Annotated in this window: 25 protein-coding genes, 3 tRNA genes and 1 pseudogene; 16 read left to right on the top strand and 13 right to left on the bottom strand. The window is 37.1% G+C overall.

The window, feature by feature from the left end:
* The first annotated feature begins 56 nt into the window (after window positions 1-56).
* Entirely contained in the window at window positions 57-422 is a 366-nt protein-coding gene (locus HX129_RS01730) for a hypothetical protein (protein ID WP_130072734.1), read from the top strand.
* Between the two features lie 251 nt (window positions 423-673).
* Here the strand turns inward: HX129_RS01730 and HX129_RS01735 are convergent, their stop codons facing one another.
* Entirely contained in the window at window positions 674-1,120 is a 447-nt protein-coding gene (locus HX129_RS01735; protein WP_065992076.1) for a GatB/YqeY domain-containing protein, read from the bottom strand.
* A 38-nt stretch (window positions 1,121-1,158) separates the two neighbouring features.
* On the bottom strand, window positions 1,159-1,374 hold the full coding sequence (rpsU, locus tag HX129_RS01740) for a 30S ribosomal protein S21 (RefSeq protein ID WP_001136722.1): 216 nt from the start codon (window positions 1,372-1,374) through the stop codon (window positions 1,159-1,161).
* Between the two features lie 145 nt (window positions 1,375-1,519).
* Between rpsU and tsaD the strand changes: the two genes are divergently transcribed.
* The gene (gene tsaD, locus HX129_RS01745) at window positions 1,520-2,530 is read left to right on the top strand and encodes a tRNA (adenosine(37)-N6)-threonylcarbamoyltransferase complex transferase subunit TsaD (protein ID WP_286433374.1); all 1,011 of its coding nucleotides are present in this window, start codon (window positions 1,520-1,522) and stop codon (window positions 2,528-2,530) included.
* A 97-nt stretch (window positions 2,531-2,627) separates the two neighbouring features.
* Here tsaD and HX129_RS01750 read toward each other — a convergent pair whose 3' ends face one another.
* On the bottom strand, window positions 2,628-2,978 hold the full coding sequence (locus tag HX129_RS01750; protein WP_130072733.1) for an immunity 51 family protein: 351 nt from the start codon (window positions 2,976-2,978) through the stop codon (window positions 2,628-2,630).
* A 329-nt stretch (window positions 2,979-3,307) separates the two neighbouring features.
* On the opposite strand from HX129_RS01750, the gene chrA reads away from it, so the two are divergent.
* A complete protein-coding gene (gene chrA / locus HX129_RS01755; protein ID WP_286435959.1) occupies window positions 3,308-4,519 on the top strand; it encodes a chromate efflux transporter in 1,212 nt (403 codons plus the stop codon).
* 58 nt (window positions 4,520-4,577) lie between these two features.
* On the opposite strand, the gene HX129_RS01760 is transcribed toward chrA, so the two are convergent.
* Window positions 4,578-5,450, bottom strand: a complete 873-nt coding sequence (locus tag HX129_RS01760; protein WP_130072731.1) for an ATP-binding protein — start codon at window positions 5,448-5,450, stop codon at window positions 4,578-4,580.
* Between the two features lie 194 nt (window positions 5,451-5,644).
* On the opposite strand from HX129_RS01760, the gene HX129_RS01765 reads away from it, so the two are divergent.
* The 5 genes from HX129_RS01765 (at window position 5,645) to HX129_RS01785 (ending at window position 8,379) form a co-directional block, all read left to right on the top strand.
* Window positions 5,645-7,156 (top strand): DUF3336 domain-containing protein, encoded by a 1,512-nt coding sequence (locus tag HX129_RS01765; RefSeq protein WP_286433369.1) that lies wholly within the window; start codon window positions 5,645-5,647, stop codon window positions 7,154-7,156.
* Window positions 7,153-7,950, top strand: a complete 798-nt coding sequence (locus HX129_RS01770; RefSeq protein ID WP_286433367.1) for a protein kinase domain-containing protein — start codon at window positions 7,153-7,155, stop codon at window positions 7,948-7,950. Before HX129_RS01765 ends, HX129_RS01770 begins: the two co-directional genes overlap by 4 nt.
* A gap of 108 nt (window positions 7,951-8,058) precedes the next feature.
* Window positions 8,059-8,143 (top strand) — tRNA-Leu (locus HX129_RS01775).
* Window positions 8,144-8,183: 40 nt separating this feature from the next.
* Window positions 8,184-8,257: transfer RNA gene (locus HX129_RS01780), tRNA-Trp, on the top strand.
* Window positions 8,258-8,294: 37 nt separating this feature from the next.
* Window positions 8,295-8,379: transfer RNA gene (locus HX129_RS01785), tRNA-Leu, on the top strand.
* 122 nt (window positions 8,380-8,501) lie between these two features.
* Here HX129_RS01785 and HX129_RS01790 read toward each other — a convergent pair.
* Entirely contained in the window at window positions 8,502-8,705 is a 204-nt protein-coding gene (locus HX129_RS01790; RefSeq protein ID WP_065991968.1) for a hypothetical protein, read from the bottom strand.
* Between the two features lie 513 nt (window positions 8,706-9,218).
* Window positions 9,219-9,950: a hydroxyacylglutathione hydrolase gene (gene gloB / locus HX129_RS01795; protein ID WP_130072728.1), complete on the bottom strand. Its 732-nt coding sequence runs from the start codon at window positions 9,948-9,950 to the stop codon at window positions 9,219-9,221.
* Window positions 9,951-10,287: 337 nt separating this feature from the next.
* Here gloB and HX129_RS01800 point away from each other — a divergent pair.
* Window positions 10,288-10,537 (top strand): annotated as a pseudogene (locus HX129_RS01800) (DUF4951 domain-containing protein).
* Window positions 10,538-10,699: 162 nt separating this feature from the next.
* The gene (gene tfpB, locus HX129_RS01805) at window positions 10,700-12,457 is read left to right on the top strand and encodes a type IV pilus assembly ATPase TfpB (protein WP_174492942.1); all 1,758 of its coding nucleotides are present in this window, start codon (window positions 10,700-10,702) and stop codon (window positions 12,455-12,457) included.
* 60 nt (window positions 12,458-12,517) lie between these two features.
* Here tfpB and HX129_RS01810 read toward each other — a convergent pair whose 3' ends face one another.
* Both HX129_RS01810 and HX129_RS01815 read right to left on the bottom strand, forming a co-directional pair.
* Window positions 12,518-13,192 (bottom strand): hypothetical protein, encoded by a 675-nt coding sequence (locus tag HX129_RS01810; RefSeq protein WP_130072724.1) that lies wholly within the window; start codon window positions 13,190-13,192, stop codon window positions 12,518-12,520.
* Between the two features lie 13 nt (window positions 13,193-13,205).
* On the bottom strand, window positions 13,206-14,000 hold the full coding sequence (locus HX129_RS01815) for a hypothetical protein (RefSeq protein WP_286433363.1): 795 nt from the start codon (window positions 13,998-14,000) through the stop codon (window positions 13,206-13,208).
* Between the two features lie 273 nt (window positions 14,001-14,273).
* Between HX129_RS01815 and HX129_RS01820 the strand changes: the two genes are divergently transcribed.
* On the top strand, window positions 14,274-15,251 hold the full coding sequence (locus HX129_RS01820; protein ID WP_286433360.1) for a PIG-L family deacetylase: 978 nt from the start codon (window positions 14,274-14,276) through the stop codon (window positions 15,249-15,251).
* A 250-nt stretch (window positions 15,252-15,501) separates the two neighbouring features.
* Here HX129_RS01820 and hemP read toward each other — a convergent pair whose 3' ends face one another.
* On the bottom strand, window positions 15,502-15,672 hold the full coding sequence (gene hemP / locus HX129_RS01825) for a hemin uptake protein HemP (protein WP_130072718.1): 171 nt from the start codon (window positions 15,670-15,672) through the stop codon (window positions 15,502-15,504).
* A 136-nt stretch (window positions 15,673-15,808) separates the two neighbouring features.
* Between hemP and HX129_RS01830 the strand changes: the two genes are divergently transcribed.
* Window positions 15,809-16,711 carry an NUDIX domain-containing protein gene (locus tag HX129_RS01830; RefSeq protein WP_286433358.1) on the top strand — a complete coding sequence of 301 codons (903 nt, stop codon included), beginning with the start codon at window positions 15,809-15,811 and terminating at the stop codon, window positions 16,709-16,711.
* Between the two features lie 58 nt (window positions 16,712-16,769).
* Here the strand turns inward: HX129_RS01830 and HX129_RS01835 are convergent, their stop codons facing one another.
* Together HX129_RS01835 and mrcB are read right to left on the bottom strand one after the other, a co-directional pair.
* The gene (locus tag HX129_RS01835; RefSeq protein ID WP_502872624.1) at window positions 16,770-17,378 is read right to left on the bottom strand and encodes a tetratricopeptide repeat protein; all 609 of its coding nucleotides are present in this window, start codon (window positions 17,376-17,378) and stop codon (window positions 16,770-16,772) included.
* Between the two features lie 10 nt (window positions 17,379-17,388).
* Window positions 17,389-19,788: a penicillin-binding protein 1B gene (gene mrcB, locus HX129_RS01840; protein WP_286433356.1), complete on the bottom strand. Its 2,400-nt coding sequence runs from the start codon at window positions 19,786-19,788 to the stop codon at window positions 17,389-17,391.
* A gap of 429 nt (window positions 19,789-20,217) precedes the next feature.
* Between mrcB and HX129_RS01845 the strand changes: the two genes are divergently transcribed.
* Window positions 20,218-21,132, top strand: a complete 915-nt coding sequence (locus HX129_RS01845) for an NAD(+) kinase (RefSeq protein WP_130072712.1) — start codon at window positions 20,218-20,220, stop codon at window positions 21,130-21,132.
* A gap of 2 nt (window positions 21,133-21,134) precedes the next feature.
* The gene (locus HX129_RS01850) at window positions 21,135-21,401 is read left to right on the top strand and encodes a YeaC family protein (protein ID WP_130072710.1); all 267 of its coding nucleotides are present in this window, start codon (window positions 21,135-21,137) and stop codon (window positions 21,399-21,401) included.
* Window positions 21,402-21,488: 87 nt separating this feature from the next.
* Here the strand turns inward: HX129_RS01850 and HX129_RS01855 are convergent, their stop codons facing one another.
* The gene (locus tag HX129_RS01855; RefSeq protein ID WP_286433353.1) at window positions 21,489-22,484 is read right to left on the bottom strand and encodes a glycosyl transferase family protein; all 996 of its coding nucleotides are present in this window, start codon (window positions 22,482-22,484) and stop codon (window positions 21,489-21,491) included.
* 423 nt (window positions 22,485-22,907) lie between these two features.
* On the opposite strand from HX129_RS01855, the gene HX129_RS01860 reads away from it, so the two are divergent.
* Together HX129_RS01860 and HX129_RS01865 are read left to right on the top strand one after the other, a co-directional pair.
* Window positions 22,908-24,254, top strand: coding sequence for a dicarboxylate/amino acid:cation symporter (locus tag HX129_RS01860; RefSeq protein ID WP_130072706.1), 1,347 nt, complete (start codon window positions 22,908-22,910; stop codon window positions 24,252-24,254).
* Window positions 24,255-24,571: 317 nt separating this feature from the next.
* A complete protein-coding gene (locus HX129_RS01865; protein ID WP_130072704.1) occupies window positions 24,572-25,714 on the top strand; it encodes an acyl-CoA dehydrogenase family protein in 1,143 nt (380 codons plus the stop codon).
* A gap of 99 nt (window positions 25,715-25,813) precedes the next feature.
* On the opposite strand, the gene HX129_RS01870 is transcribed toward HX129_RS01865, so the two are convergent.
* On the bottom strand, window positions 25,814-26,863 hold the full coding sequence (locus tag HX129_RS01870) for an NADP(H)-dependent aldo-keto reductase (protein ID WP_130072702.1): 1,050 nt from the start codon (window positions 26,861-26,863) through the stop codon (window positions 25,814-25,816).
* Window positions 26,864-26,937: the final 74 nt, after the last annotated feature.

Here is a 26,937-nt window from a genome sequence, read left to right on the forward strand (position 1 = left end):
TATGGAAAAAGTTAATCTTATTCTAAAATCAACTCTTTTAATTTTTAAGTAAATTTATGAAAAAAATAATGGCAGTTTTACTTTTCGTGGGGTGTGCACAACATGCAGTGGCGGACTCGGTGGAACGTTATGCAAGACAAGTTGAAAAAATTTCAACGCAATACAATATGCAAATGAAAAACTTTTTACGCAGTCTCAACCCTCAAATCACGCAGTTTGATGCACAACAAAAAACACAATATTGTGCCATCGTAAAAACTTACGTGGATGATATGTATAAAGTGACAGATGAAAATCGCAGTAGTTTACCGCCATCTTATATGTCAATCACGAAACAAGATGTAATTAATAAGGTCAATAGTTCACCTGAGATGCAAATCCTTAAAAAATATAATATTCAGTGTGATTTGAATCATAGTTAAATGAAATGCATGTGGAAATTAAATATTTACTGCTTTTAAATGTTGAAGCTGTACACCTTAAAAGTATATGTATTTAAAATAGATGTGCCGTAAAAAGTTAGCTTGAAAATCGGAAGTGTTTGTTTAGATAAGATGAGAAGAATATAGAGAATTCATTTGGGCTATTCAACAGTGATTATTTCATTGCAAAATAATTTTATTGCTGTATGAATAGACCAAACCAAACAATAGATAGATTTTAGACTGGGAAATTAAGCAAGTTTTGCTTTAATTTTGCTCGAAACTTGTGCAGGATCGGCACGTCCGGCTATGATCGGACGTAGAGAATTCATCACCTTACCCATATCTTTCATGCTAGTAGCACCTTGCGCTTCAATCGTTTGCGCAATGAGAGAATCAAGCTCGTCCTCTGACATAGCTTCAGGTAGAAATTGAGATAAAACCTCGATTTCGGCTTGTTCTTTACTAGCTAAATCTTCGCGATTAGCACCTAAAAAGGCTTTAACCGACTCTTTGCGTTGTTTGATTTGCTTTTCAATGACCGCAAGAACCTGAGTATCATCAAGCTCAATGCGCTCATCGACTTCGATTTGCTTGATTGCTGCCTGTAGACCACGTATTACCGTTAACTTATCCATTTCTTTAGCACGCATAGCGGCTTTTAAAACGTCAGTGATTTGGTTTTTTAAAGTAGTCATTTAAGTTGTCCAGTCAGTCAATCATTCACAAATAAATCTTAGTAAAGGCGAGTCGTACGTACTGATTCACGCGCCAATTTCTTTTGGTAGCGTTTAACAGCAGCAGCTTTTTTACGTTTACGTTCTTGAGTAGGTTTTTCGTAGAATTCACGTTTACGAACGTCAGCAAGAACACCTGCTTTTTCGCATGAACGTTTGAAACGACGGATCGCTACGTCTACTGGTTCGCCTTCTTTCAATTTAACTTGTGGCATGAAGAATCCTCATTAAGTTATGGATAAGATCAGGGTGGAATTACCCTTGATCACAAGTGAAGGACAGTATTTTACTCATTTACATCTCATATCACAAGTCTATAATAGCTTTGGCAATATTTTGATACGGGTAAAAGGTAGTTTAATGATCGTTCTGGGCTTAGAAACTTCATGTGATGAAACAGGTTTGGCGCTGTACGACAGTGAAGTCGGCTTAAGAGGACAGGTGTTATATAGTCAGATCAAATTACATGCTGAATATGGTGGGGTCGTCCCTGAGCTTGCCTCACGTGACCATGTGCGTAAACTTATTCCTTTAATTAATCAGCTGCTTGCAGACAGTCAGATAAAAAAATCTGAGATTGATGCGGTTGCCTATACACGTGGACCTGGTTTGATGGGGGCACTGATGACAGGCGCATTGTTTGGTCGAACTTTGGCATTTGCATTAAATAAGCCTGCGATTGGTGTGCACCATATGGAAGGTCATATGCTTGCACCACTTTTATCGGCTACACCACCAGAATTTCCGTTTGTCGCTTTATTGGTCTCAGGTGGGCATACGCAATTAATGGCTGCTCATGGGATTGGTGAATATGAAATTTTAGGCGAATCGATCGACGATGCCGCGGGTGAAGCCTTTGATAAAGTTGCGAAAATGTTGAAATTGCCGTATCCAGGTGGGCCAAATATTTCACGTTTAGCAGAACAGGGCGATAAAAATGCCTTTGAATTTCCGCGTCCAATGTTGCATCAAGGTTTAGAATTTTCTTTTAGTGGATTAAAAACTGCGGTTTCAGTGCAACTGAAAAAACTAGACGATGAAAATCGGGATGCTGATATTGCCGCATCATTCCAAGAAGCGCTTGTAGATACATTGGTTAAAAAATCAGTCAAAGCACTGAAGCAAACAGGAATGAAACGTTTGGTGATTGCAGGGGGTGTCAGTGCCAATAAGCGTTTGCGTGAGCGTTTAGAAGCCGATTTAGCGAAAATTAAAGCGACGGTTTACTATGCTGAACCTGCTTTATGTACCGACAATGGCGCCATGATTGCTTTTGCGGGTTATCAGCGTCTTAAAGCAGGGCAGCAGGATGGTTTGTCTGTAACGACGACACCACGTTGGCCGATGACTGAGTTAACCAAGCCTGAATAATTTTTTTAAAATTAAAAAAATGTTAAATGAAGAAAGGGGCGAAAAGCCCCTTTCTTTATGAAGCACACCAGAAAAATAATGTATTTTAAAGTAGTGGCTAATCTAACTCTGCATAAGAAAATATTTCAATCATAAACTCGGTTTTGTCCAAAGCATGTCTAAATAACACAATAAATTTCCTTAGAGCTTCGGCATCTTTTGAATAAGCACAAAACATATCCGCTTCAGGGTCAAACTTGATCGTGTCCACTAATTCAGGCAGTTGTTTGTCGACATAAGTGCTTGCCAATGCTGCCCAATCATAGCCATTTCCTTCAAAGCCTTCATCAGCACGACTTGCAATAATTTCTGATTTAAAATTTAACTCGGTGAGGCATACTGAATAGCTGTTTTCATGCGCTACCCAAAAGAAGGGTTGGATGGTTTGTCTAAAATTATCAATGCTCATTTTTATAACGCTTTATTAAAATAGAAGTAGTATCATTTTAAAATAGATTGAGCAGTTAAATTGTTGAAATTATGAAATGTAATTGTGTTTTTTATATAAAAATCAGGCATCAAAAATCTATAGTTAGATGAGGTGTAAGCATGACATTAAAGTGAAAGTCTTGCTGTGTTATAGATTAAAAATGACTTTTGCTGATCAAGAGCATGTCATAGCTTTGTCACTGAAGAAGATTAGCATTGGAGACTGTGCAACTAAAGATCAGGTATTTTGCGCTCAATACGATACTTAAATTTTTTTTAATTGTTTATTGGCTTTATTTGAATGTTTTTATGATCGCTTTAACTCAAAATAGATTTTCAAATTTTTATATTTTTATCACTTTTCTAAAGCTAGGTTGTATTGCCTTTGGTGGACCAGCGGCACATATTGTTTTATTTCATAATTTTTTGATTAAGAGATCATCGTGGTTAGATGAACAAGAATATTTTAAAGTACTTGCTTTGGCACAAATTATTCCTGGACCTACCAGCAGTCAAGTAGGGATTGCCATTGGTTATTTAAAAAATGGCTATAGCGGTGCGTTTTGTGCTTGGTTGGGATTTACTTTGCCTTCGGCGATTTTGATGACTTGTGCCGCAGTATTGGGACAGTATTTTTTTACCAGTCTAAATCAACATTTTTTTCATGTCATTCAATTGATTGTGTTGGCTGTGGTGATATTCGCATTTTGGCAAATGTTACGTAGTCTTTGTCAGTATTTTTGGCAATATTTGCTGATGCTATTTGCTATGATTTTTATTTATGTTGTGCCTGTATCAGCAAATCAAATCATTGTAATTTTACTCGCTGCAATTGTTGGATTATTTTTAGCAAAAGCAAAAGATCCACAGCATGATGTTGAAAACAATAGCATTTCGTTTAAAGCTACCAAAGCTTATATGTGGTTGATTGTATTCATTGTGCCATTTTTATTATTTCCAATTTTAAATCATTTGAGTCCATCATTGTTTCTGCAAGCTTTTGAGGGTTTTTATCGCTCTGCTTCTTTGGTTTTTGGAGGTGGGCATATTATTTTACCGATGCTACATCAAGATTTTGTTGCAACGGATTTAGTCGCCAATGAAAGTTTTGATTTGGGTTATGCGATTGTACAGCTAATGCCAGGTCCATTATTTAGTTTTGCCAGTTATTTGGGGGCTTTGTTGCCATTTACATCATCTGTTGTTGTGAATGCAAGTCTAGCGACACTCATGATTTATATCCCATCATTTTTATTGATTTTTGCTACTTTGCCGTATTGGTCTTGGTTCATGCAACAACAAACAATTTATAAAGCAATTCAGGGGATTCATGCTGCTGTCGTCGGGTTGTTATTGTGTTTGATTGTACAAATGACTGAGAAATACATTGTGCAATGGTTAGATCTACTCTTTGTGATCACAATCATTGCATTATTAAAAAGTAAATTACCGATTTGGCTCACACTTATAGGAAGTTTTAGCACTTATTATTTTTATTTAAATAGTGTGGTGATTTCATAAAAATAGACAATATGATCCAGCATATTGTCTATTGATTTACATTCTAGTTATATTTATATCATAAGGCTTTTAATTGTTGAGCGCCAATCCAATGTTTTGAAAATTGATAGGCTGCACGGCCAGAACGTTGCCCACGTGCTTGACACCAACGTAGGGCTTCGGCACGTGTTTCATCATCAAAAGGCATATTTTCTTTGGCTAAATAATGCGCAACGATTTCTAGGTAAAGATTTTGATCCATCGGATAAAAAGACAACCAAAGCCCAAAGCGATCTGACAGTGAAATTTTTTCTTCAATGGCTTCTTGGGGATGCAATTCGTTATGTTGAGGCACATCTGCACGCATAACAGGGGTATTTTCATGCATAAATTCAGGCAGTAAATGACGGCGGTTACTGGTGGCATAAATGATGAAATTGTTTGAACCTGACTGTAATGAGCCATCTAAAACACTCTTTAAACTACGATAGTTTTCATCTTCAGCATTAAATGCCAAGTCATCACAATACACGATAAATTTTTCAGGACGTGCTTGGATCATTTTTTGGATTTCAGGAAGGTCAGATAGGTCATCACGTTCAATTTCAATCAAACGTAATCCTTGAGCTTGGTATCGGGGCAATAATGCACGCACAATCGAAGATTTACCTGTACCCCGTGAACCTGTTAGCAAAATATCATTGGCAGGTAAACCATTTAAAAATTGTTCAGTATTTTGCAAAATTTTATCACGTTGACGTTCGATGCCTTTAAGGTCTGCTAATAAAATCGCTTTAGGTTGATAAATGGGTTTGAGCTGCTTGTCTTGCCAACGAAAGGCAGGCGCAGAAAAATCAGGATCTTGCTTGGGTTCAGGCAGTACGTTTTTTAGTTGTTCAAGCACGATAGATAAGGATTGGATTAAATGATCAGGTAAATCAAGAGTGGCCATAACAGTTCGCTAATATTTTACAGTTTGTTAAGATATGCTATGAGCATACACCGAAGACAAACGAAATACTGTGGAAATGAACATCTTAGTCAAAAAATAGTCGTTTTGAGTAATTGCTTCTGTAAAGAATATTCAGCATAGTGAATGGAACACACACTCTATTTTTAGAGTTAAATTATAGGACCATGCGACAAATGAACATAGAATTTAAACATGATCTCAATCCACATCAAGCCTATCGCATCAAAAAATTAAAAAGACAACTTGCACAAGCTGAAAGTTATGAAGAGTGGAAGGCGACAGCATTAAAATTGGATGAAGAAAGTGGTACGCAAGAATGGAAATATGACAATAGCTCACCTTATTTTGACTCTGAAATTATTGCCCACAGATTAAATATTCTACGTCGTTATCGCCATCAAAAGCGCACTGCGGACTTAATTTACATATTAAGTGAAGGTTTAAGTCACGATCTTGCTAATATTGCTCATCCTTTATTATTTACCGAAACCTATGTGGGTACGAAGAAACTCATTGAAGATTATGTCGAAGAAGTCAGTCAAAGTTTGGCATTTATTGCTTCTGTGGCTTGTGAAGATTTGAGCGTACAGGAAAAAATTGAGTTTTTTAAAAATTGTGAAAAAGTCTATGGGCAGCCTGCCATCATGTTTTCGGGCGGTGCAACACTGGGGCTTTTTCATACGGGTGTATGTAAAGCACTGATTGAACAAGATCTATTGCCCAAAGTGCTGTCAGGTTCTAGTGCTGGGGCGATCATGACGGCGATGTTGGGAATTTCAAAACCAAGTGAAATATTTGATATTTTGTCAGGTGAACACTTTTATAGTGAGGCATTTCATTTTAGAAGCTTGCGTGAGCTGATCAAGGGTAATGGTGGTTTTGCTGATGTTCACTATTTAAAGAAATTTTTGGTTGAAAATCTAGGTGATTTGACTTTTGAGGAGGCTTATCAACAGTCTGGCTTGGATATTAATATCAGTGTTGCGCCGTATAATGTTTCACATGAAGATGCACGTATTATGAATAAATATACTGCACCTGACTTATTGGTGTGGAGTGCGGTTTTGGCATCATGCGCAGTTCCAATTTTATTCCCGCCTGTACGTTTAACAGGCAAGCGTTATGACTCGGTCCATACACCCTATTTAGCCAGTACCCGTTGGGTGGATGGCAGTGTACGTAGTGATTTTCCACAAGAAAAAATGTCGCGCTTATATAATATTAATTATACCATTGCCAGTCAGGTCAATCCGCATATTGTGCCATTTATGCAAACAGACACTGAACGCTTTCGTAAAGATTTACTGAGTTGGCCTGAGCGTATAGTCCGCAAACACGGTAAAACTATTGCCATGGATGTGATGGACTTTACCCGAGATCGTGTAGGGCGCATTCCAACCGTTCGCAGATTGTTAGAACATGGCTACGGTATTATTGATCAGCGCTACTATGGTGATGTCAATATCATTGGAAATTATAGCCTGAAACATTATCAGTACATGTTACAAAATCCACGCCCTGAATTATTTGCATTGCTTCAGCGAGAGGGTGAACGTGCAACTTGGCCAAAAATTTCAAGTATAGAAACCCATGCACGTATAGGTAAAACCATTCAACATTGTTTAGAGGTTTTAAACTTTAGTTTGAAAAATAAAGTGAATGCTAGACAGAAAGAGCAGGCATGAACATCAAACCATTGGCTACCGCTATAAATTCTGCCCGAAGCCAAAGTTTTGGGCGGAGAATTTATTGTGTAGAAAATACAACGGGTAAGTACTGGATTAAGCAGCAGCTTGCCCATGTGAATGCAGACTATGAGCGTGGTTTTTTACATGAACTCAAGATGTATAGTCGTTTAAATGCTTTGGAATCTCCTAATTATTCATTTTTATGTGATTTTTCCATTACCAGCACGATAGACTCTAGTGCTTCTTCACCACTTTTATTGCGTGATTCTTTACAGTTACAAGACGCAGCAGCACTTTTTGCAGAGAATATATTACAACTGCAACTTTTCCAGGTAATTCAAATTTTAAGGCAAAGTTTAGAGGTCTTGGAACATCTGCATGAACTGGGTTTTATTCATGGTGATTTAAAAATTGAACATTTTAGACAACAATCAGGACGTTTGTGCTTAATTGATTTTGAACAAAGTGCTCATCTTGATGATGTCAAAGATATGCCAAATACTGCAACACCACGTTATATGGCACCTGAGTTATTCCATGCAAAGCCGAAATCGTTCCAATCCGATCTGTATGCTTTAGGGATTATTTGGTTAGAATGGTTGAAACAAGAAAAATTGCAAGCAAGAAGTTATCAAGATTGGGCTTTTTTGCATTGTCAAAACTTAAAAATACAGCTTACACCTCAATTTCAAGCCTTTGAAGAAGTTTTGAGTCTGATGTTACGTAAACAAATTTCACAACGTTGTACAAATATTTATCAAATAAAACAACTATTAAGCAAAATTGGCTAAAGAAAAGACGAAGAAAGGTGGTTTTGTTTTATATTTAAACAAACAAGTGTTTTTTTATAAAAAAGGGCTTGTCAGACCCAAATGATCTCTATAATATACACAGCCATCGGGGACGTGGCGAAATTGGTAGACGCACTGGATTTAGGTTCCAGCGCCGCAAGGTGTGAGAGTTCGAGTCTCTCCGTCCCCACCAAGCAATTATTAGGTGGTCCGAAAACTTAGTAATCTGCACTAGAGGATTGGTGTAATGGTAGCATGACGGTCTCCAAAACCGTTCGTCAAGGTTCGAGTCCTTGATCCTCTGCCAACTTATTTAATTTTAATCACGAAAGTGATAAAAATTCGGGGACGTGGCGAAATTGGTAGACGCACTGGATTTAGGTTCCAGCGCCGCAAGGTGTGAGAGTTCGAGTCTCTCCGTCCCCACCATATTTTAAAAAGCAAGATTTATCGGTCTTGCTTTTTTTATGCCTTTTTAAAAATATAAAAATTTTTAGGCATCCAAAACAGATGCCTTTGATATTGATTTAAGCAAGAAAATATTTAAAATTTTAAGCTTTTAAATGATCTTCAAATTCTTCACCCAGTTGGAATGCTAAGTTATTGCCAGCAAGGTCACAGGTCACTAAGCCATATTCTTTTTTAAAGCTGAAGGTAAAGCCTTTGCCATCTGCTAAATTTTTCACTGAATATCCAAGCTTTTCTAACCAAATACGAAATGCGATTAGATTCTTTGCTTTCACTACCTTTTTCATGGAAGGCTCTCCTTAATTCCTGTCTGTAAAATTAATAGGGATGACTTTCAAATTTTTAAAGGGGAGAAATGATGAAATAATTTTTTTATAGCAATTTTTGATCAATTGGGGAACTTAATTTTTCGAATATTGGGATCATTTTTTTATTGATTGAGTTGCTCTTTTGATAGTAAGTTTATAAAAAATATAAATTTTATTAAAATATCATCAAGATGCTTAAGCCAATTTAAAAATAATTTGATATATCTCTTTTAAGATGAAATTTTTTATGAATCTGTAAGAAAATATATCAAGATGCTTATAAATTCAGCAGTATTGCTCAATATTTTCCCAGCAAAATTATTTTAAGTTTATTTCATCGCTATCATGGTGTGTATGCAGCAGATTGCTGTTTGTTTCAAAGTCGTTCTCGTTGCGGTCATTTTCATACTGCGCTGCGTAAAAGCAATACAGTTAGTAATGAATGCCTTGTAAATGCACAGATGTTGATTTGAATTACATGATATTGATCGTTTAAAAGTTATCTTTGAGCGCACGAATTCTAGCAAACTCTTCAACGCTATCGACACGTAGAAAAGGGTTGGTTTCTAGTTCAAGTTCAATTGTACTAGGCAGGGTAATTTCACCTCGTTCACGTAATTGGCGAACTTTTTCTGCACGTTGTTGTAGTGCAAAATTATCAGGTTCTACATGTAAGGCAAATTCTGCATTCGACAAAGTGTATTCATGTGTGCAGTAGACTTGTGTGCGTGGTGGCAATGCTGCTAAGCGGTTTAAGGAATGATAAAATTGCTCAGCTGTACCTTCAAACATGCGTCCACATCCCATCGCAAATAATGTATCTCCGCAGAAAACACTGTCTAATTCATCTATAAAATATACAATATGCCCTAGCGTATGTCCTGGCACTGCAATAATTTCAATATTTAAACCATGAAATTCAAATTGATCATCATGTTGTAAAGGATGGTTGATAAAAGGCAAATGGCTTAATTCATCCCGTGGTCCATACACTGCGAGATTTTGTTTAGTAATCAAGGCAGGAACACCACCAACATGGTCTTTATGCCAGTGGGTGAGCCAAATTTGACTTAAATTTAATTGATTTTCTAAACAGTAGGATTGAACCAAATGTGCTTCAGTTGGGTCGATTGCCACCACATCATGGCTTATGGTGTGTTCAAGTAACCAAATATAATTTTGGAGTTGGTTTTTGACATCAATCACATGAATTTTAAATGACATTTTTTGTTGGCTTCCCTTACTGCTTCTCATTTGATTGTATGTAAATTTACTTATAAATGGTAGTCACAGTAGCCTGATATCACAGATCTCAATAAATTTTGAGTGAGAAGAATGAGTTGGTTTTTCTTAGAAATGCGGCGCTAATTCTTGATTGATATTCGTTTAAATTTTTAATCACGAGATTTTGAAAATGAAACTATTTCCAATTATTTTACTCAATGCATATATGTTGAGTGCTTGTTCAACGGAACAAGCGCAAGTGAAAAATACTGTACAAAGGTAATGTCCGGTGTATGAAAATATTCAACATCATGCAATTCCGCAAGCGCCAAACTATATGAATTTGCCGATATTTGAGCAAGGTGTAATCGGTTGGGACAAGTGAAGAGGGTGTAAAACAGCGTTTGAACCGTGTACAAAAATCAGATATTGCAGGTTTTAAGGAAAAAGGCGTGACTTTAGCCATGGTGCAAGCGTGGCAAGCATTTTATGAAAATGAAGTAAAGCGTAATCCTTGTAATCCAACAGCACCGTATCGAGCGCAGTTAATGCAGAAAATCGCGCTACTATGGAGTGACATGGTATAGGTTTAAGCCGATCAGTCAAAGTTAAAGGCATTTAAAATATTTCTAAGGCAGATGTTGCGTCAGATTTTATAAAAATTAAACATCTGCTCGAAAAATATCGCGTGATAAGGCTTATGACAAAGCATTATTTGTTATAGTGATAACACGATTGGGGAAATAATAATGCAATTTAACTTTGAAATTGATACCACTTGGTGTTTAGAACAATTATTAAAAGATCAACGGATTACAGAGCGTGAAAAACTGTTGGTGCAAACCACACATCGGCAACGTGATCAACTGAAATGGCATCCATTACAATGGATTGCCAATTTTAATTTAACAGATCAAAACGAACCTCAAAAACGTCTAACCCTGAGTACTCTGTGTCAATGGCTAGCAGATAAAACCAATTTGCCGCTTTACATCATTGACCCATTAAAAGCAGATGTGGCGAATTTGACTGCGGTGATGTCGCAAGAATTTGCTTTACGTAATCGTATTTTGGCTGTTGAGATTCAGCCTGATCAAGTGTTGATTGGCACAGATCAGCCTTTTATTCTTGATTGGATGCAAAACCTTGAAAGCAGTTTAAAACCCAAAAAAATTCAAAGAGTATTGTTAAATCCTGAACAATTGCAACGTTATTTGGTGGAATATTACCAAGTCAGTCGAGCTGTCATTTCATCACAAAAATCAGGTGCACACCAAAAAGAAAATAAAGGCGTAGAAGCATTATTGCAGTTAGGCGATACACAAAATCCTGATGCAAATGATCAACACATTGTGAAATTGGTGGATTGGGTTTTACAATTTGCGTTTGAACAACGGGCCAGCGATATTCATTTAGAACCACGCAAAGACAATGGGAAAATTCGTTTTCGTATCGATGGTGTATTGCATACTATTTATAATATGCCTGCCAATACATTAACCGCCGTGATTTCCCGAATTAAAATTTTAGGGCGAATGAATGTTGCAGAAAAGCGTAAACCGCAAGATGGACGTTTAAAAACTCGTACACCAAAAGGGCAAGAAACTGAGCTACGTTTAGCAACACTTCCAACCGCTTTTGGTGAAAAGCTGGTCATGCGTATTTTCGATCCTGAAGTGTTGGTGCGGAGCTTTAAGCAGCTTGGTTTTGATGGAAATTTACTACAAGCTTGGCAAGCGATGACTCAGCATAGTCATGGGATTATTTTGGTGACAGGGCCAACGGGTTCAGGCAAAACCACCACGTTATATTCCTCTTTAAAGCAGTTAGCTACTGAGCAAGTCAATGTTTGTACTATTGAAGACCCGATTGAAATGTTAGAGCCGAGTTTTAACCAAATGCAGGTAAATCACGGGATTGAGCTGGGTTTTGCAGATGGTATTCGTGCATTGATGCGCCAAGACCCTGATATTATTATGGTCGGGGAAATCCGCGACTCAGACACTGCGAATATGGCAATTCAAGCCGCATTGACGGGACATTTGGTGTTGTCAACCTTGCATACCAATGATGCACCTTCAAGTTTGACTCGTTTGCATGATTTGGGAGTACAACCATTTTTAACCGCAGCAACGATTTTAGGTGTTTTGGCGCAGCGCTTAGTACGTCAACTTTGTCCACATTGTAAACAAGAAACCTTTATTAATGACCAAGAATGGAAACATTTAACATTTGGTTATTCATTACACATGCCTGATTTTGTTTTTAAAGCCGTGGGTTGTGAGGAGTGTCGTCATACAGGTTATCAAGGGCGTGTTGGAATTTATGAATTTATGCCGATTAGTCTAGAAGCCAAGCAAAAAATTTCCGCCAATGCGACACTTGATGAGTTACGGGCTCAGGCTAAGCAGGAGGGGATTGATCCATTACGTATCGCAGGGGCACGTAAAGTATTGGAGGGGATCACTACTTTGGAAGAAGTTTTAAGGGTTGTGCCTCTAAACTAAATATCAGTTTTTGACTTATATCACACATGAAAAAGAGCATTCCAGAATGCTCTTGAAGTGTTACTCAATGATCACATTCTCGCATGTATTGGTTTTGAGTTGTGCGGAAATAAGTGCATCCTCATGATCGGTAAAAGTATTAAAAGCTTGTTGACCTAATGGATATTTTTGGGTGATTGAACATGGGAAGAATTCATTTTCAGGATTTTTATAAGAATAAGATTCTTCAGTAACATAAACTTTTTGATTTTCAGTATCGAATTTTAAGTTAAAAGAGGCTTGTGAATCTGCCCATTTCCTATTTTCACCTTCGCGAATAATATATAGATAAGGTGGAATTTGAGGGTCATCATCCCGTATAAATTCAACTTGATCGATATTAGGAGAATAGTTTTCGCGTTCTGATACTGGTTTTAAAATCACATCATTTTTACCTAACAATTGCCATTTTTGGTCACGCCAACTGAAGATATAAATACTTCTAGGAAGGGTATATAAGTTTTGATAATCACTTTTAAATTTCTTTCTATCTTTGGCATTGATGGTGATGACCAGCGCATCATATTTTTCTTTTTGACTGAATGGACCATATTTGAGATGGATCGCAGTGTCATTTGCATCAATACTTTGTCGCATATCTTGGGGAATATACACCAAATGTTCAGCGTAGATCGTTGCTGAGCAAAGCAATAATAGTGTTGAAATACAAGATGTTCGAATATTTAAAATTTTCATTTATGCTCAAGCTTTATTCAGGTGGACCATAGTTGTCAGGATCAAAGGAATAACTATCTTCATATTCAGGATGATCAAAGTAAAAATCTTTTAAGGCTTTGGTTTCTGGATTTTCCTTTAGCAGCAATACATAGTTTGAACTTGTTTCATAAGATGCTACTTCAGTAGCTGCAGTCACTGAACTTTCATCTTCCGAGGTCGCATCAAGTTGCGGATTCGAATGAGTCGTTCCTAATGCACCTGCATAAATCCAGTCTTGAAGCTTTTTATCCCAAATAAATTTGATGGAATATGAATAATTTTCAAAACTTTGACTTAGGGTAAAACCTCCAGTGGCTTGTTGAAATGGCGCATCTGGATCTAAAAGATCATAAATTTTACGAACTTTAGGATGTATATAGTGATTTTCAGTATCTAGAATTCCAGTTTGCCAAATACTTAGAATTGCTTTTTCATCAAGATTTTTAAAGGCATATTGATGTTGGAGTTTTAGCTTAAATGACTGACCATCACCTAAATATAGATTTAGTGTTCTTTTTTTGGGTAAGCGATTTTCTTGTTGAGCAAGATTAAACTCATCGCTTGGCACTGTAATGAGTGCAAGATCCCATAATACGTCATCATTTAAATGACCAAAATTAAAATCCAACAGTTTTTCATTGACTGGAATAAGTGTCGTAACTTCTTTAGGCACATCTCGTTTTTCAAGAAATTCAAAATAACTGATTTCATCGGAGTACCCCGCCAGAGTATGTTGGGCTATACCCAAAGTGAAAGTAAGGGCGAAGATTTTATTTACATTTAACATATTAAAAATCCGACAATGAATGCCCAAAATTAAATTTTAAAGTGCACAATTCTAACTAAAATTAAAAAACTATTTTTATAAATAAAAATTCTTGAAAATAGATTGGGTTAAATTTAACTCATTTGAGTGAATATTTTCAACAGGTTCCATAAAATAGAAACCAAATTTTATTGTAAAGATGGGTTTAAAACTTTTGCATTAATATTTGGATAAAATGAAATTAAGCTGAAATCTTTTGTATAATGTGCGCATAATTTACAACATTTTTCTATTATGAATAATAATTTTAAAATTACTTTTTTAACTTCGATTTTATTTTTGTCAACATTGTTGAGTGCGTGTGGAGGAGGTTCTTCAGAACAGGACAATACCCCCACGATAGAACCGCAAGTGACACCAACACAAAATAAAACCGTGCAATTCTTTGTGGCAGCACATCCCGATGATATTCAATTATTTATGGCGAAAAATGCACAGTTTTATGTGCAACATCAAAATAAAAATGTATTTATTTTGACGACCGCAGGTGATGGTGGTGAAGCAATACATTTACCTCACTATTCTGCGATGAAAAAAACGTATTGGGAAGCACGTTTATTGGCGCATGAGAAATCAGTGAATCATTGGAATCATGATAAAAATAGGATTATCAGCACTGAAATTAAAATTAATCAACATACTTTTCAGCGAAAGCAATTGGGTGAAAATATTGTATTTTATAATTTTTTATTACCTGATGGGAATATGACGGGAAATGGTTTCCCCACAACCCAATTTCAAAGCTTGGAAAAATTGTATCGTGGAAAAATAAAAACAATTTCAAGCATTGATCAACAAAATACGTATACTCAACAAGATTTAATTCAAACACTGTCCGATATTGTGCAACTTGAAGCAGGCAAAAAAGAGATTACTTTTAATATTGCAGAAGATAATTTATATATTAATCAACAAGATCATTCTGATCATATTATGACCTCTTTGCTGGTGCAGCATGTAAGCCAAGGTCTAGACAACTGTATGCTGACCAATAAATTTACAGAATATGTAAATCGTGTCAAACCTGTGAATATGTCCAATAGTGAATATCAGCAGCATCGCAAACTGTGGGATTTTTTAACATCTGTTTTGGTGGAATATCAATATGTTAATCCACATGCACGAGATCCACATTTGGTTTGGTTAGGTAAGCAATATATCAGTTCAAAGAGTGTGGTGAATTGTAAGCATATTGATGAAAAGCTACGTTAAAAGTTAGCTTAAAATCTTTGCAAAGCAGATTGTTGCTCACATATTTATGTGGGAAGGAAGATTTTAGGTTCTAGTTTGTGTAGTAATTATTATGTTTGTCTTTTCAATGGATTTGGTAGTAAACAGTACAGTGGTTCTGTCGCTGAAAATGCCTAGAACGTTTACAATACAGCATTGTTTAAAAAAGCAGTATGCGCTGATTCATACTGCTTGTTCCCACAATTTTTATTTTATTAAATTATTTTTATACTTATTTGGTTAAAATAAGACGGTTATTACGTGTTAAACGTAAGCGGTATTCTTCACCTGCATGCATAATACGGATTTCACGACCAAGCGCGAATAAATTGTTGGAATGTAGCATCGGTAAGGCATTGGTCGATTCATTATTACGTGTGAATAAGCTAAAAGGTGCGTTCATTGTTCTACTCCGTGTGGGACGTCATTTAATGTTTTAAATGATAATCATTATCGAATAAGGCTGTCAACGATAATTGTTGTTATTTGCAAAAAAAAGCGATTTACTTACATTCTGTAAAATAAGTGATGAAAAAGTGATGACAAAACCTGTGGTAAATGTGGCGATCGCCTTATTATTTCATCAAACTAAAGTACTCGTTGGATGGAGAGCAGCAGCGCAACATCAAGGTAACAAATATGAGTTTCCTGGGGGTAAAGTTGAACATGGCGAAACACCCGAGCAAGCCTGTCGTAGAGAGGTGTTTGAAGAAGTCGGAATAGGAGTTCAAGACTGGCATATCTTTGATGTGATTTGCCACGAATATGACGATATTATTGTGAATTTACATGTATTTCATGGCCAAGTAAATGCTGAAAATTTGGAAAATATTCAATCGCCTTGGACATGGTACACACGTGATCAACTGACAAAATTAAATTTTCCCAAAGCCAATCAAGCCATTGTTGAACGTTTATTTTGGCAACATTTCATTAAGATCTCAGCGCATATTCAAGAGATTGAAACGCTAAATCCTGAGTATTTAATGTATTGGCGAGTGGATGAATTGCATGTTGAAGACCTACAATTTCTCATGCACTTAGATCCAACAAAATTAGCGCGTTTAGTGGTGAATGTCGATCTTTGGCGCAAGCTACCTGAGCAGATTAAAACTCAAATATTCACAGTACATTTCAAACAATCTCAAGTGATGCAAGCACAGCGACATGATCTCAATATTGGTGTGCGTTGTATCGCTGCTTGTCATGATTTATTGTCTTTGCAAAAAGCACAGCATTTAGGTTTTGAGGCCATATTGCTCAGTCCTGTTTTGCATACCGCAACGCACCCAGAAAACAATGCTTTAGGTTGGGAGAAATTTGCACTATGGGCAAAAGACTGCGCTGTTCCTGTGTTTGCTTTAGGTGGTTTAAAGCCTGAAGATTTAGCGATCGCACAGCAGTATTTTGCTTATGGTGTTGCAGGAATTCGGGCATTTTAACGTTAAACACAATGTTTACAGCTTTTGATAGCAAGATGACAAATGAAAAGATCAAGGCTTAAAGCGCTTTGATCTTTGCTTGTGCTTCTGCAATGGTTTTAGCATTTTTTTGCTGTTGTGCAGATTTTAAAATCGCATTCCATAATTGCTTACGCATCGCATCACTTTGTGCAAAACTTAAACCACGTCTCGCCAAAGATTCGGCATTTTTTGCCTGATTTTTATGATTGGCGATTAATGCTAACCATAAATAGGTTTCAGCAGATTGTGGTGCTAAACGCTGTGCTTGCAGCGCAAAATTTTCTGCCTCATTCCATTTGCTTTGGCGAAATGCTGCCTCAGTTTTTTTAATCAATTGATTAAAAGCAGGAATGCTGTGTCCATCATCAAACTTTTGTGATTGAGCTTTTTGTTCGGGTACAATCACTTGCATGGATTCACGTTTGATCTCAGGGCGATCATAAGGGATGATTTTAACCCCGTCAGGTGTTTCGACTTTCGCTTTGGGGTTTTGTGGCACAGGTTCAGGTTTCTTGCCTGAACCTGTTTGAATCGGATTAGATTGACAACCTGCGATCGCAAGTACAATCGCCAATGCACCAAGGTATTTGATTGGTATGATTTTCTGCTGAGTTTTTTGGCGCATCTTTGGTGGAACGATTTGCATAATAACACTCTTAATTTTCATAACGACCACTTGAAATTACATGACCTTGACTATTTAAATCTTGATCCATGTTGCTTTCACTTTCACGAATGTAATTTTCTATACTATCGTTAGAGTTCTCGGCAGGTGGGTTATTTTGCGTATCAGGAATGTAAGTCGGCTCTACTTGATAATGTGGCATACCACATGCTGTAGCTTGTCGAGGTACTGAGTTACGCAAGAGCGGAATATAAAAACTATTGGCACAACCTTGTGCGGAAAGTTGACCACTTTCACTGTCAATCCATTGCCATTGAACATTGTCAGTTTGACGCAGATTGACTGGTTTTTGGCGCAATTGTTTCATGACATTGGTCCATACAGGTAAAGCACCTGATGAGCCTGTTAAGCCTGTCACTTTGTTATCGTCAAGTCCGAGCCATACTACGGCTAAATGGTTACCTGAATACCCAGCAAACCATGAGTCGCGGGTATCATTGGTTGTGCCTGATTTACCCGCCAGTTTTAGCTCAGATGATAGACTGCCATAAGCAGATTGCCCTGTGCCTGATGACATCACTTGTTGTAAACCATAATTCAAAATATAAGCAGAGGATGGGTCGATCGTTTGTTGCACATTTAAACTATAGCGTTGTAGCAAACGACCATCGGCATCTACGACTGAGCGAATGGCTTTGGTTGGATATTTAAAACCGCCTGTTGCAAAGTTGCCATAAATACTCATGACTTCCATCGGTGACATATCGACTGCACCTAGGAAAATAGACGGATAATTTGGAATATTAGACTCTACACCAAATTTGGTCAGTTGATTTTTAAATGTAGATAGACCAAATTCTTGCCCTAAACGTACCGCAGATAAATTATAAGAATGTGCAAGAGCTTGCACCATCGGTACATAACCATGTCCACCACCACTATAATTTTTTGGTGTCCAAGATTTATTGCCATCGACAGGAATACTGATTGGGCTGTCTTCAATTTGACTTGCCCATGTATAACGCCCTGACTCTAAAGCACTTAAATAAATGATCGGTTTCAGTAAAGATCCCACTTGACGTTTTGCATCAATCGCACGGTTAAAACCTGTGAAATCTTGGGTTGAGCCTACTGCTGCAATCAGTTCACCATTTTCAGGTTGTGTCACGAGCACAGCACCTTGTAAATTTTTTAAACGGGATGGATTGGCATTTGCTAAACGGCTTACAGTGTCACGGAAGCTATGTTGGACTTTAGTCTGTGCAATTGGATCAAGCGTAGTGAAAATACGCAAGCCTTGATTGGTTAGATCAGATTCTTGGTATTCTTTTTTCAACTGACGACGTACGATGTCTAAAAAGTCAGGAAATTTTGAAGGACCTGTTGTTGGTTTTTTGACGACATTGAGCGGGCGAGCAGTTTCACGCTCATATTCTTCTTGGGTTAAATAACCCATCACCAACATATTGTTGAGAACAATATCACGACGCTTTTTTGCACCTTCAGGGTTTTTCCAAGGATTGTATAACGTTGGTCCTTGAACTAAGCCGACTAAATAAGCTTGTTGTGCAATATTGAGTTCACGTAAAGGTAAACCAAAATAAAATTGTGAGGCTAAACCATAACCATTGATAGAGTAGTTGCCATTTTGCCCTAAATTTACTTCATTTAAATACGCTTCTAAAATTTCATCCTTGCTATAATGAAACTCAAGCAATAAAGACATAAATGCTTCATTTACTTTACGTTTTAAAGTTTTTTCAGGTGAAAGGTAAAAGTTTTTAACGAGCTGTTGTGTCAGTGTTGAACCACCTTGACGTTTGCCACCTGTGACATTACTGACGATGGCACGTGCTGTACCACGGAATGAAATTCCATGATGGTGATAAAAATTACGGTCTTCAGTTGCCACTAAGGCTTCAATTAAAGTTTTTGGCACTTTATTGAGTTTAATGAGGACGCGATCTTCATTATGTTGTGGGAAAATTCCACCCACCAACATTGGCTCTAAACGAGCAATACCTGTATTGGAAGGTTTTGTAGCTTTAATATCAGCAACGGTATCTTCATTAAATGAAACTTGTAAAATTTGCTCAGGGTCTACGCTATCGCCGTAGTCAAAACCGCGGGTATGCACATAATAGCTATTATTTTGAACAACATAACTGCCAGATTTTTCATAACTGTCTTTTTTGCTATAGCCAAGTAGTTTTAATTCTTGTTCAAAATCATTGGTTGTCACAGGAGCATTTGCATAAAGTTCTAATGGGCGTGCAAAAACTTTCGCAGGAATATCCCAACGATTTCCCTCAAATTTATCTCGAATAATTGTGTCTAATCGAACCAAATAAATACTAAAAGCTAAAAATCCAGCAATAATGAGCACACAGAAAATTAGTGCAATGATGCCTATTCCACGTTCTGACTTCATAAAAATATGCAAAAAACCTGAGAAATTTTGTCAATCATGCGAAGCTTTTTAGGAATTTGCAATAATTAAACTGTGAAATTAAGCAATTTCACATTGAAACCATACAATAAATTGTAAAACAACACATTTAAGCTGATTTTTTAACGATGAGTGAAAAATATATGAACACCAATATTTCATTTTATAGGTTTTTGAATTTTAATTATGTTTTTTGGTTTTTTGGGAGGTTGTTTTTTCAAATACTTTGAACCACTTGCTTAAAAATACAAAATAAATAGGGCATTGCAATAAAAGTTTAAGCCTTGATATTTAATATGTATAATTCATTGCATCGTTTAGAATAATAGTGCAATCCGAAGAAATGCTTTGAAACTAAGCTGCGTTGCATGATTTGGATGCAGTTTTATCAGGTTGATATAAAGGAAATTGATGAACCCAACACATATCTCGTCAAAAGCATTTAGAAATATTGGTCTGATTGGTCGCCCAGATAAATCTTCTGTGGTCGACACTTTGTGTTTGATCCATGATCACTTGCTTGGCTTAGGTTTACATCCAGTTTTTGATTCTGAAACAGCAGAATTGGTGCCTTATACCAATACACAAACAGTTAGTCGACATCTGTTGGGTGAAGTTGTGGATTTGGTCATCGTGGTGGGGGGAGATGGTTCACTGCTACATGCTGCACGTGCTTTGGTGAAATACAGTACACCTGTATTGGGGGTGAATCGGGGGCGTTTGGGCTTTTTAACCGATATTAAACCGACTGAAGTAATCTTTAAATTAGATCAAGTGTTAAAAGGTGAGTTTCAGATCGACCGCCGTTTCTTATTGGAAATGGAAATTCGCAGTCAGAATCAAAGCATTTATGAAGCAATCGCACTCAATGACGTGGTGTTACATTCGGGTAAATCTGTACACATGATTGATTTTGACCTCAAAATAGATGGTCAATATGTCTATCGTCAGCACAGTGATGGTTTAATTGTTTCAACGCCAACAGGTTCAACGGCTTATGCACTCTCTGGTGGTGGTCCGATTTTACATCCGAGTATGGATGCCATTGCCTTAGTTCCTATGCATCCACATACTTTATCTTCTCGTCCAATCGTGGTCGGTGGACAAAGCGAAATTAAAATTGAAATTCGCGAAAATCGTGTATTACCGATGGTCAGTGCAGATGGGCAAAGCAGTATTTCATTAAATGTAGGCGATTGTTTGCATATTCGTAAACATCCCTTTAAATTAACGCTTATCCATCCACCGGGTTATGATTTCTATATGGCATGTCGTACTAAACTCGGTTGGAACCAAGATTTTGATTCATTGCAACAGCAGGATTAATCATGAATATTGAACAAATGCTTTCTATGCTTGACGCAGATGTCGTAGCACGTTTGAAAACTGCCGTTGAAATTGGTAAATGGCCAAATGGTATTGTTTTGACGAAAGAGCAACGTGAAATTTGTATGCAAGCGGTCATTGCATGGGAACATCAAAATTTAGATGAAAAAGAACGTTCGGGTTATATTGATAAAGGGCATAAAGAAGAGGGGGATGAATGTGATTCTCATGTACCTGAACCTGAGTTTAAACCCATTCGTTTCGTATAAATGAACATGAAAAAAGGACGATTGATATTCGTCCTTTTTTGTATTTGTGCCCTGTCTGCGATAAGGTTGACCGAGCAACTAAAACAGTTAAAAACGACTATTCCATAGCACTTGAGCTTTTAACATTGCCTCATTGTAGTCATTCACTACACCCATGGTATAGAGTGCAATCCCCATAGTTTCAACAACGGCAACTTCGCCATATTCATGTTTTTGTTGACCTAACCATACCGCTTTAAAAATCTCTAAATCTAATTCTTCTTCGGCGGGGCTACGGTTGTCGGTGAGCTTTGGTAATTCATGCTCATACAGTTCACCATGTTTAATTCCACAAATTAGGGTTTTGGCATCAGGATTACGTTCAAATTCGCCACCTTCACCTTTGATTACAGCACTATTTTGATAACCTAATTTGAAAGCAGACTGTTGATGTGAGCTACGATATGCAGGGTGAAAAATGGCTTGCATGGTTGCTTTGGCATGAAAAGGATTAATCAAACGTGCCAATGTATGAATAGGTGAACGTAGCCCCATCACATTTCTTAAACCAATGAGATCACTTAAAATGGGTGAGATGACATGTAAAGGCAGAAAGGCAAAATGATGCGTTGCTAACTGTTGTGCAACGTCATTTTCATTTTGGCAAATTGGATAACCTAAGTATTCAAGAACTTGTTCGGTATAGATTCGGTTAATCGTATGTCCCGAAGCACCATGCATCACGACTTTATAGCCATGTTTTGCTAAGGTGAGTGCTGCGAGTAAAAACCAGGGAAAATGTTTACGTTTACCAGCATAGGATGACCAATCCAAATCGACGTCTAGGGGGCTGAAGGTTAATTGGTCTTTAGTGGCTTGCACAAATCCTACGAGTTCATCAACAGATTCTTCTTTGACTCGTAGCAGCATCAAAAAAGCGCCAAGTTGCACATCCAAAACTTCATTTTTTAGAATCATCGAAAAAGCTTGATAGGCTTCTTCATAGGTCAAGGAACGTGCACCATTTTTACCCTTTCCAATAATACGGATATATTGCGCAAATGGATGTTCAAAATCTTGATATAAATTACGTTTTGTATTCATAAATGACTGATAAAAAGTTAGAAATATCTACAAAATACTATGACATAAAAAGTATAGAAAGGCAGCAAAGACATGTGTCTAATACTAAGGTCTAATGTAGATATGATTAATAAGTATTCGATTTTTACATTTTTTTTGCGTCTAGATCATGATTTTTTATTAAACTTAAAAAGTTTTATTTTTAAATCTCCTGTTCTCTTAAAATTTAAAAGTATTTTTTTATTGCTTTTAAGTCTTAATTAAGGCGCATTAAAATTTTTTAAGGATATGAATTTTCTAGAAAATGCTATTTTCTAGGGAGATTTCTATTTTTAAAAATCAGTCTTTATCGAGTTGAATGAGAACGACTTGGCTGTGTTTCTTTTCAGGATCACTACAAATAAAATATTTCTGTTATTAGAAATATCGAAAGAAGTTATCATTATGGCTAAAAAACCTTTGTATAAGTCACTTTATTTCCAAGTGATTGTTGCCATTATTGCAGGTGTGCTTGTGGGGCATTATTTCCCAAGTACCACACAATTGGTCAATGGTGTTGAAAAACATATTCCAGGTATTGGTGAGCAATTAAAACCACTGGGAGATGCGTTTATTCGTCTGATTAAGATGATTATTGCACCTGTTATTTTCTGTACGGTGGTCAGTGGTATCGCAGGTATGGAAAGTATGAAATCTGTCGGTAAGACAGGTGGTATTGCTTTATTATATTTTGAAATTGTCTCCACTATTGCCTTATTGATTGGTTTGTTGGTCATCAATATTGCAAAACCGGGTGTAGGCATGAATATTGATCCTGCATCATTGGATACATCAGGTATTTCTAAATACGTTGAGTCGGGTGCATCCCAGTCAACTGTTGATTTCTTGATGAATATTATTCCAAATACAGTGGTTGGGGCATTTGCCGAAGGTGAAATTTTACAAGTTTTACTTTTTGCAATCTTATTTGGATTTGCTTTACATAAATTGGGCGATGCAGGCAAACCTGTATTGAAGTTGGTTGATCAAATTGCACATGTGTTTTTTAACATTGTGAATATGATCATGAAACTTGCACCAATTGGTGCTTTTGGTGCAATGGCATTCACCATTGGTAAATATGGGATTGGTAGTCTTGCACAACTTGCTCAGTTGATCATTTGTTTCTATCTCACTTGTTTGTTATTTATCTTTATTGTGCTAGGTACAATCAGCCGTGTTTGTGGTTTTAGCATCTTAAAAATGATTCGTATGATTCGTGAAGAATTATTGATTGTACTGGGTACATCATCTTCAGAGTCGGTTTTACCACGAATGTTGAAAAAATTGGAAATCGCAGGATGTGAAAAATCGGTTGTTGGTTTGGTGATTCCAACAGGGTATTCATTTAACTTAGATGGTACTTCGATTTACTTGACCATGGCTGCTATTTTTATTGCGCAAGCGACCAATACACAGCTTGATTTATCCCATCAGATTACTTTACTTGTGGTGTTATTGATTTCATCGAAAGGTGCAGCAGGGGTAACAGGTTCTGGCTTTATTGTTATGGCAGCGACTTTATCTGCGGTAGGACATATTCCTGTTGCAGGTTTGGCATTGATCCTCGGAATTGACCGTTTTATGTCAGAAGCACGTGCTTTGACCAATCTTGTGGGGAACTCTTTGGCAACGATTGTCGTTGCAAAATGGGTAGGTCACTTGGACCAAGACAAGTTGAATTATGCATTGAACCATCCTGAAGAATTAGATAAGCAAATGCTTGAAGATACAACTCAAAAGCATGCTTAAATCTTGATATTGGGGTGAAACCCGTCTCGGTGAAATGTATCCAACCGCAATATGATGAGTGTCATTGTATTGCGGTTTTTTTATATCATTTTTTGCAGTGAATGCATCTTTTTCAGAATATAAAATTTAAAGCGATTGGTTAGTTTTACTGATAAATAACTTAGACTCAAAATGTCTTAATTTTATACAGTTATACTTTGACTATTGACCGAATTAACCTGATGCTCTCGTCATGAAAAGTCATGACATTAAAATTAAAACTCAGATAAGATAAACAAGACAATTACCCAAGAATAAGCCCAAAAGGAAAATCGCAGATGTTGGCATACGATGCAGACTTAGAACTCTTTAAAGATAATTTCAAACGCTTTATGAATGAACACGTTGCACCTCATTATGAACAATGGGAAAAAGACGGTTTAATGCCACGTTCGATGTGGAAATTATTGGGTGACAACGGCTTTCTCTGTGTGGATGTACCAGAAGAATATGGCGGTTATGGTGTCCCAACTGAATATTCTTTAATGTTGGTTGAAGAGTCAGCACGCGCAGGCTATGGTGCACTTTCTACAGCGATTTCATGTCACTCAGAAATCGCAGCACCGTATATTTTAAACATTGCAAATGAAGAACAAAAACAATATTGGTTACCTAAAATGGTAGCAGGTGATGTCGTTGGTGCGATTGGGATGACTGAACCAGGTGCAGGTTCAGACTTACAAGGTATGCGCTCATCTGCGATATTAAATGGCGATCATTATGTGCTAAATGGTTCAAAAACGTTCATTTCTAATGGTCAGCATGCAGACTTAGTGGTCTTAGCTGCAAAAACGGATCCTCAAGCACGTGCTAAAGGTGTTTCGTTGTTATTGGTCGATACGCATTTAGAAGGCTTTAAAAAGGGGACGAACTTAGACAAGATTGGTTTACATTCACAAGATACCTCTGAACTGTTCTTTGACAATGTCAAAGTGCCAGCCAATCAACTGTTAGGGAATGCAGGGCAAGGTTTTGCCTATTTGATGCAAGAGTTACCACGTGAGCGTACAGCGATTGCTGCAACGGCTTTGGGTGCGATTCGTGGTGCAATTGATGTGACTACGCAATATGTGCAAGAACGCCAAGCATTTGGTCAAAAAATTGGTAGCTTCCAAAATACACGTTTTGTGTTAGCACAAGCGAAGATTGATGAATTGGCAACAGCAGCATTTTATAACCAAAACTTAGCGCTATATAAAGAAAAGAAACTGGATGTAGAAACTGCGGCTGCATTGAAAAGTTTTAGCTCAGACATGCAAATGAAAGTTGCTGATAATTTACTGCAACTCTTTGGTGGTTATGGCTATATGACTGAATATCCAATTTCACGTTTCTTTGTCGATGCGCGTATTCAGCGTATTTATGGCGGAACCAATGAAATTATGAAAGAAATTGTCGCACGTGGCATTTTAGGGCGCTAAGATAAAATCTTCCTTGAAATTAGCAAAAAGACTTCCGAGGAAGTCTTTTTTTATTTGCTTCCAATGAATGCAAAAGAAGCGCAATATCAATCTAATCGATTAAGGTGCGGGATTTGGTTGTTGACGATGAATATCTTCAATACCTTGTAAAACTTCATCTGACAATGTCACATCAAAAGCAGCAATATTTTCTTTGAGCTGCGTTAAATTGGTCGCCCCAATAATGGTACTGGTCACAAAAAATTGCTGTTGAATATACGCTAAAGCAAGTTGCGTTAAGCTCAAATTGTGCTTTTCTGCTAATAAAGCATATTGTTCGATTGCCCATTCACTTTCAGGATTGCTATAGCGGCTAAAACGACTAAATAGCGTGATACGGGCATCAGCAGGGCGTGCCCCATGACGGAATTTTCCTGTCAAATAACCAAAAGCTAACGGTGAATATGCTAATAATCCAACACCTTCATAATGTGCAATTTCGGCCATGCCAACTTCATAACTACGATTGAGTAAGTTATATGGATTTTGTACACTAACGACTTTTTCTAAGCCTAATTTTTCAGCTAAGTGTAAAAATTTCAACGTTCCCCACGGGGTTTCATTGGATAAACCAATATGGCGAATACGACCTTTTTCAACTTCTTTCGATAATGCTTCTAAGGTGTGTTCAAGAGGGGTAATCTCTTGGTTTTGCTGTGCTTCGTGGTTACTATAGCCGAGTTTGCCAAAAAAGTTAGTTGGGCGCTGTGGCCAATGTAACTGATACAAATCTATATAATCGGTCTGTAAGCGCTTTAAAGAGCCATCTATAGCTGATGAAATCTCACTTTCAATAAACTTAGTCTGCCCATCTCGAATATGGCTGCCACCTTGTTGTGGTCCTGCTATTTTAGATGCAAGGAATAATTTGTCTCGTTGCCCATTTTGTGCAATCCAATTGCCAATGATTTGTTCGGTTGCACCTTGTGTTTCAGGTTTAGGCGGTACGGGATACATTTCCGCAGTATCCCAAAAATATAACCCTTGATCTAAAGCATAGTTGAGTTGTTCAAAAGCTTGTACTTGATTATTTTGCTCACCAAAGGTCATGGTCCCTAAGCAAATTTCTGGAACGAGAATACCGGATTGACCCAGTGGATTAAATTTCATTGAGATTGTCCTTAAATGTTTTGGTTGAACTGATGTTATTCAATATATTGCGCTTAAACATCATAGCCTGTGTA

The organism is Acinetobacter sp. 251-1 (assembly GCF_030329305.1).
Classification (GTDB): Bacteria; Pseudomonadota; Gammaproteobacteria; order Pseudomonadales; family Moraxellaceae; genus Acinetobacter; species Acinetobacter piscicola_A.

Bases quoted from the DNA above. Each gene is read 5' to 3' on its own strand.
- HX129_RS01730 (WP_130072734.1), top strand. From the start codon at position 57: ATGAAAAAAATAATGGCAGTTTTACTTTTCGTGGGGTGTGCACAACAT.
- HX129_RS01735 (WP_065992076.1), bottom strand. From the start codon at position 1,120: ATGACTACTTTAAAAAACCAAATCACTGACGTTTTAAAAGCCGCTATG.
- rpsU (WP_001136722.1), bottom strand. From the start codon at position 1,374: ATGCCACAAGTTAAATTGAAAGAAGGCGAACCAGTAGACGTAGCGATC.
- tsaD (WP_286433374.1), top strand. From the start codon at position 1,520: ATGATCGTTCTGGGCTTAGAAACTTCATGTGATGAAACAGGTTTGGCG.
- HX129_RS01750 (WP_130072733.1), bottom strand. From the start codon at position 2,978: ATGAGCATTGATAATTTTAGACAAACCATCCAACCCTTCTTTTGGGTA.
- chrA (WP_286435959.1), top strand. From the start codon at position 3,308: ATGATCGCTTTAACTCAAAATAGATTTTCAAATTTTTATATTTTTATC.
- HX129_RS01760 (WP_130072731.1), bottom strand. From the start codon at position 5,450: ATGGCCACTCTTGATTTACCTGATCATTTAATCCAATCCTTATCTATC.
- HX129_RS01765 (WP_286433369.1), top strand. From the start codon at position 5,645: ATGAACATAGAATTTAAACATGATCTCAATCCACATCAAGCCTATCGC.
- HX129_RS01770 (WP_286433367.1), top strand. From the start codon at position 7,153: ATGAACATCAAACCATTGGCTACCGCTATAAATTCTGCCCGAAGCCAA.
- HX129_RS01790 (WP_065991968.1), bottom strand. From the start codon at position 8,705: ATGAAAAAGGTAGTGAAAGCAAAGAATCTAATCGCATTTCGTATTTGG.
- gloB (WP_130072728.1), bottom strand. From the start codon at position 9,950: ATGTCATTTAAAATTCATGTGATTGATGTCAAAAACCAACTCCAAAAT.
- tfpB (WP_174492942.1), top strand. From the start codon at position 10,700: ATGCAATTTAACTTTGAAATTGATACCACTTGGTGTTTAGAACAATTA.
- HX129_RS01810 (WP_130072724.1), bottom strand. From the start codon at position 13,192: ATGAAAATTTTAAATATTCGAACATCTTGTATTTCAACACTATTATTG.
- HX129_RS01815 (WP_286433363.1), bottom strand. From the start codon at position 14,000: ATGTTAAATGTAAATAAAATCTTCGCCCTTACTTTCACTTTGGGTATA.
- HX129_RS01820 (WP_286433360.1), top strand. From the start codon at position 14,274: ATGAATAATAATTTTAAAATTACTTTTTTAACTTCGATTTTATTTTTG.
- hemP (WP_130072718.1), bottom strand. From the start codon at position 15,672: ATGAACGCACCTTTTAGCTTATTCACACGTAATAATGAATCGACCAAT.
- HX129_RS01830 (WP_286433358.1), top strand. From the start codon at position 15,809: ATGACAAAACCTGTGGTAAATGTGGCGATCGCCTTATTATTTCATCAA.
- HX129_RS01835 (WP_502872624.1), bottom strand. From the start codon at position 17,378: ATGCAAATCGTTCCACCAAAGATGCGCCAAAAAACTCAGCAGAAAATC.
- mrcB (WP_286433356.1), bottom strand. From the start codon at position 19,788: ATGAAGTCAGAACGTGGAATAGGCATCATTGCACTAATTTTCTGTGTG.
- HX129_RS01845 (WP_130072712.1), top strand. From the start codon at position 20,218: ATGAACCCAACACATATCTCGTCAAAAGCATTTAGAAATATTGGTCTG.
- HX129_RS01850 (WP_130072710.1), top strand. From the start codon at position 21,135: ATGAATATTGAACAAATGCTTTCTATGCTTGACGCAGATGTCGTAGCA.
- HX129_RS01855 (WP_286433353.1), bottom strand. From the start codon at position 22,484: ATGAATACAAAACGTAATTTATATCAAGATTTTGAACATCCATTTGCG.
- HX129_RS01860 (WP_130072706.1), top strand. From the start codon at position 22,908: ATGGCTAAAAAACCTTTGTATAAGTCACTTTATTTCCAAGTGATTGTT.
- HX129_RS01865 (WP_130072704.1), top strand. From the start codon at position 24,572: ATGTTGGCATACGATGCAGACTTAGAACTCTTTAAAGATAATTTCAAA.
- HX129_RS01870 (WP_130072702.1), bottom strand. From the start codon at position 26,863: ATGAAATTTAATCCACTGGGTCAATCCGGTATTCTCGTTCCAGAAATT.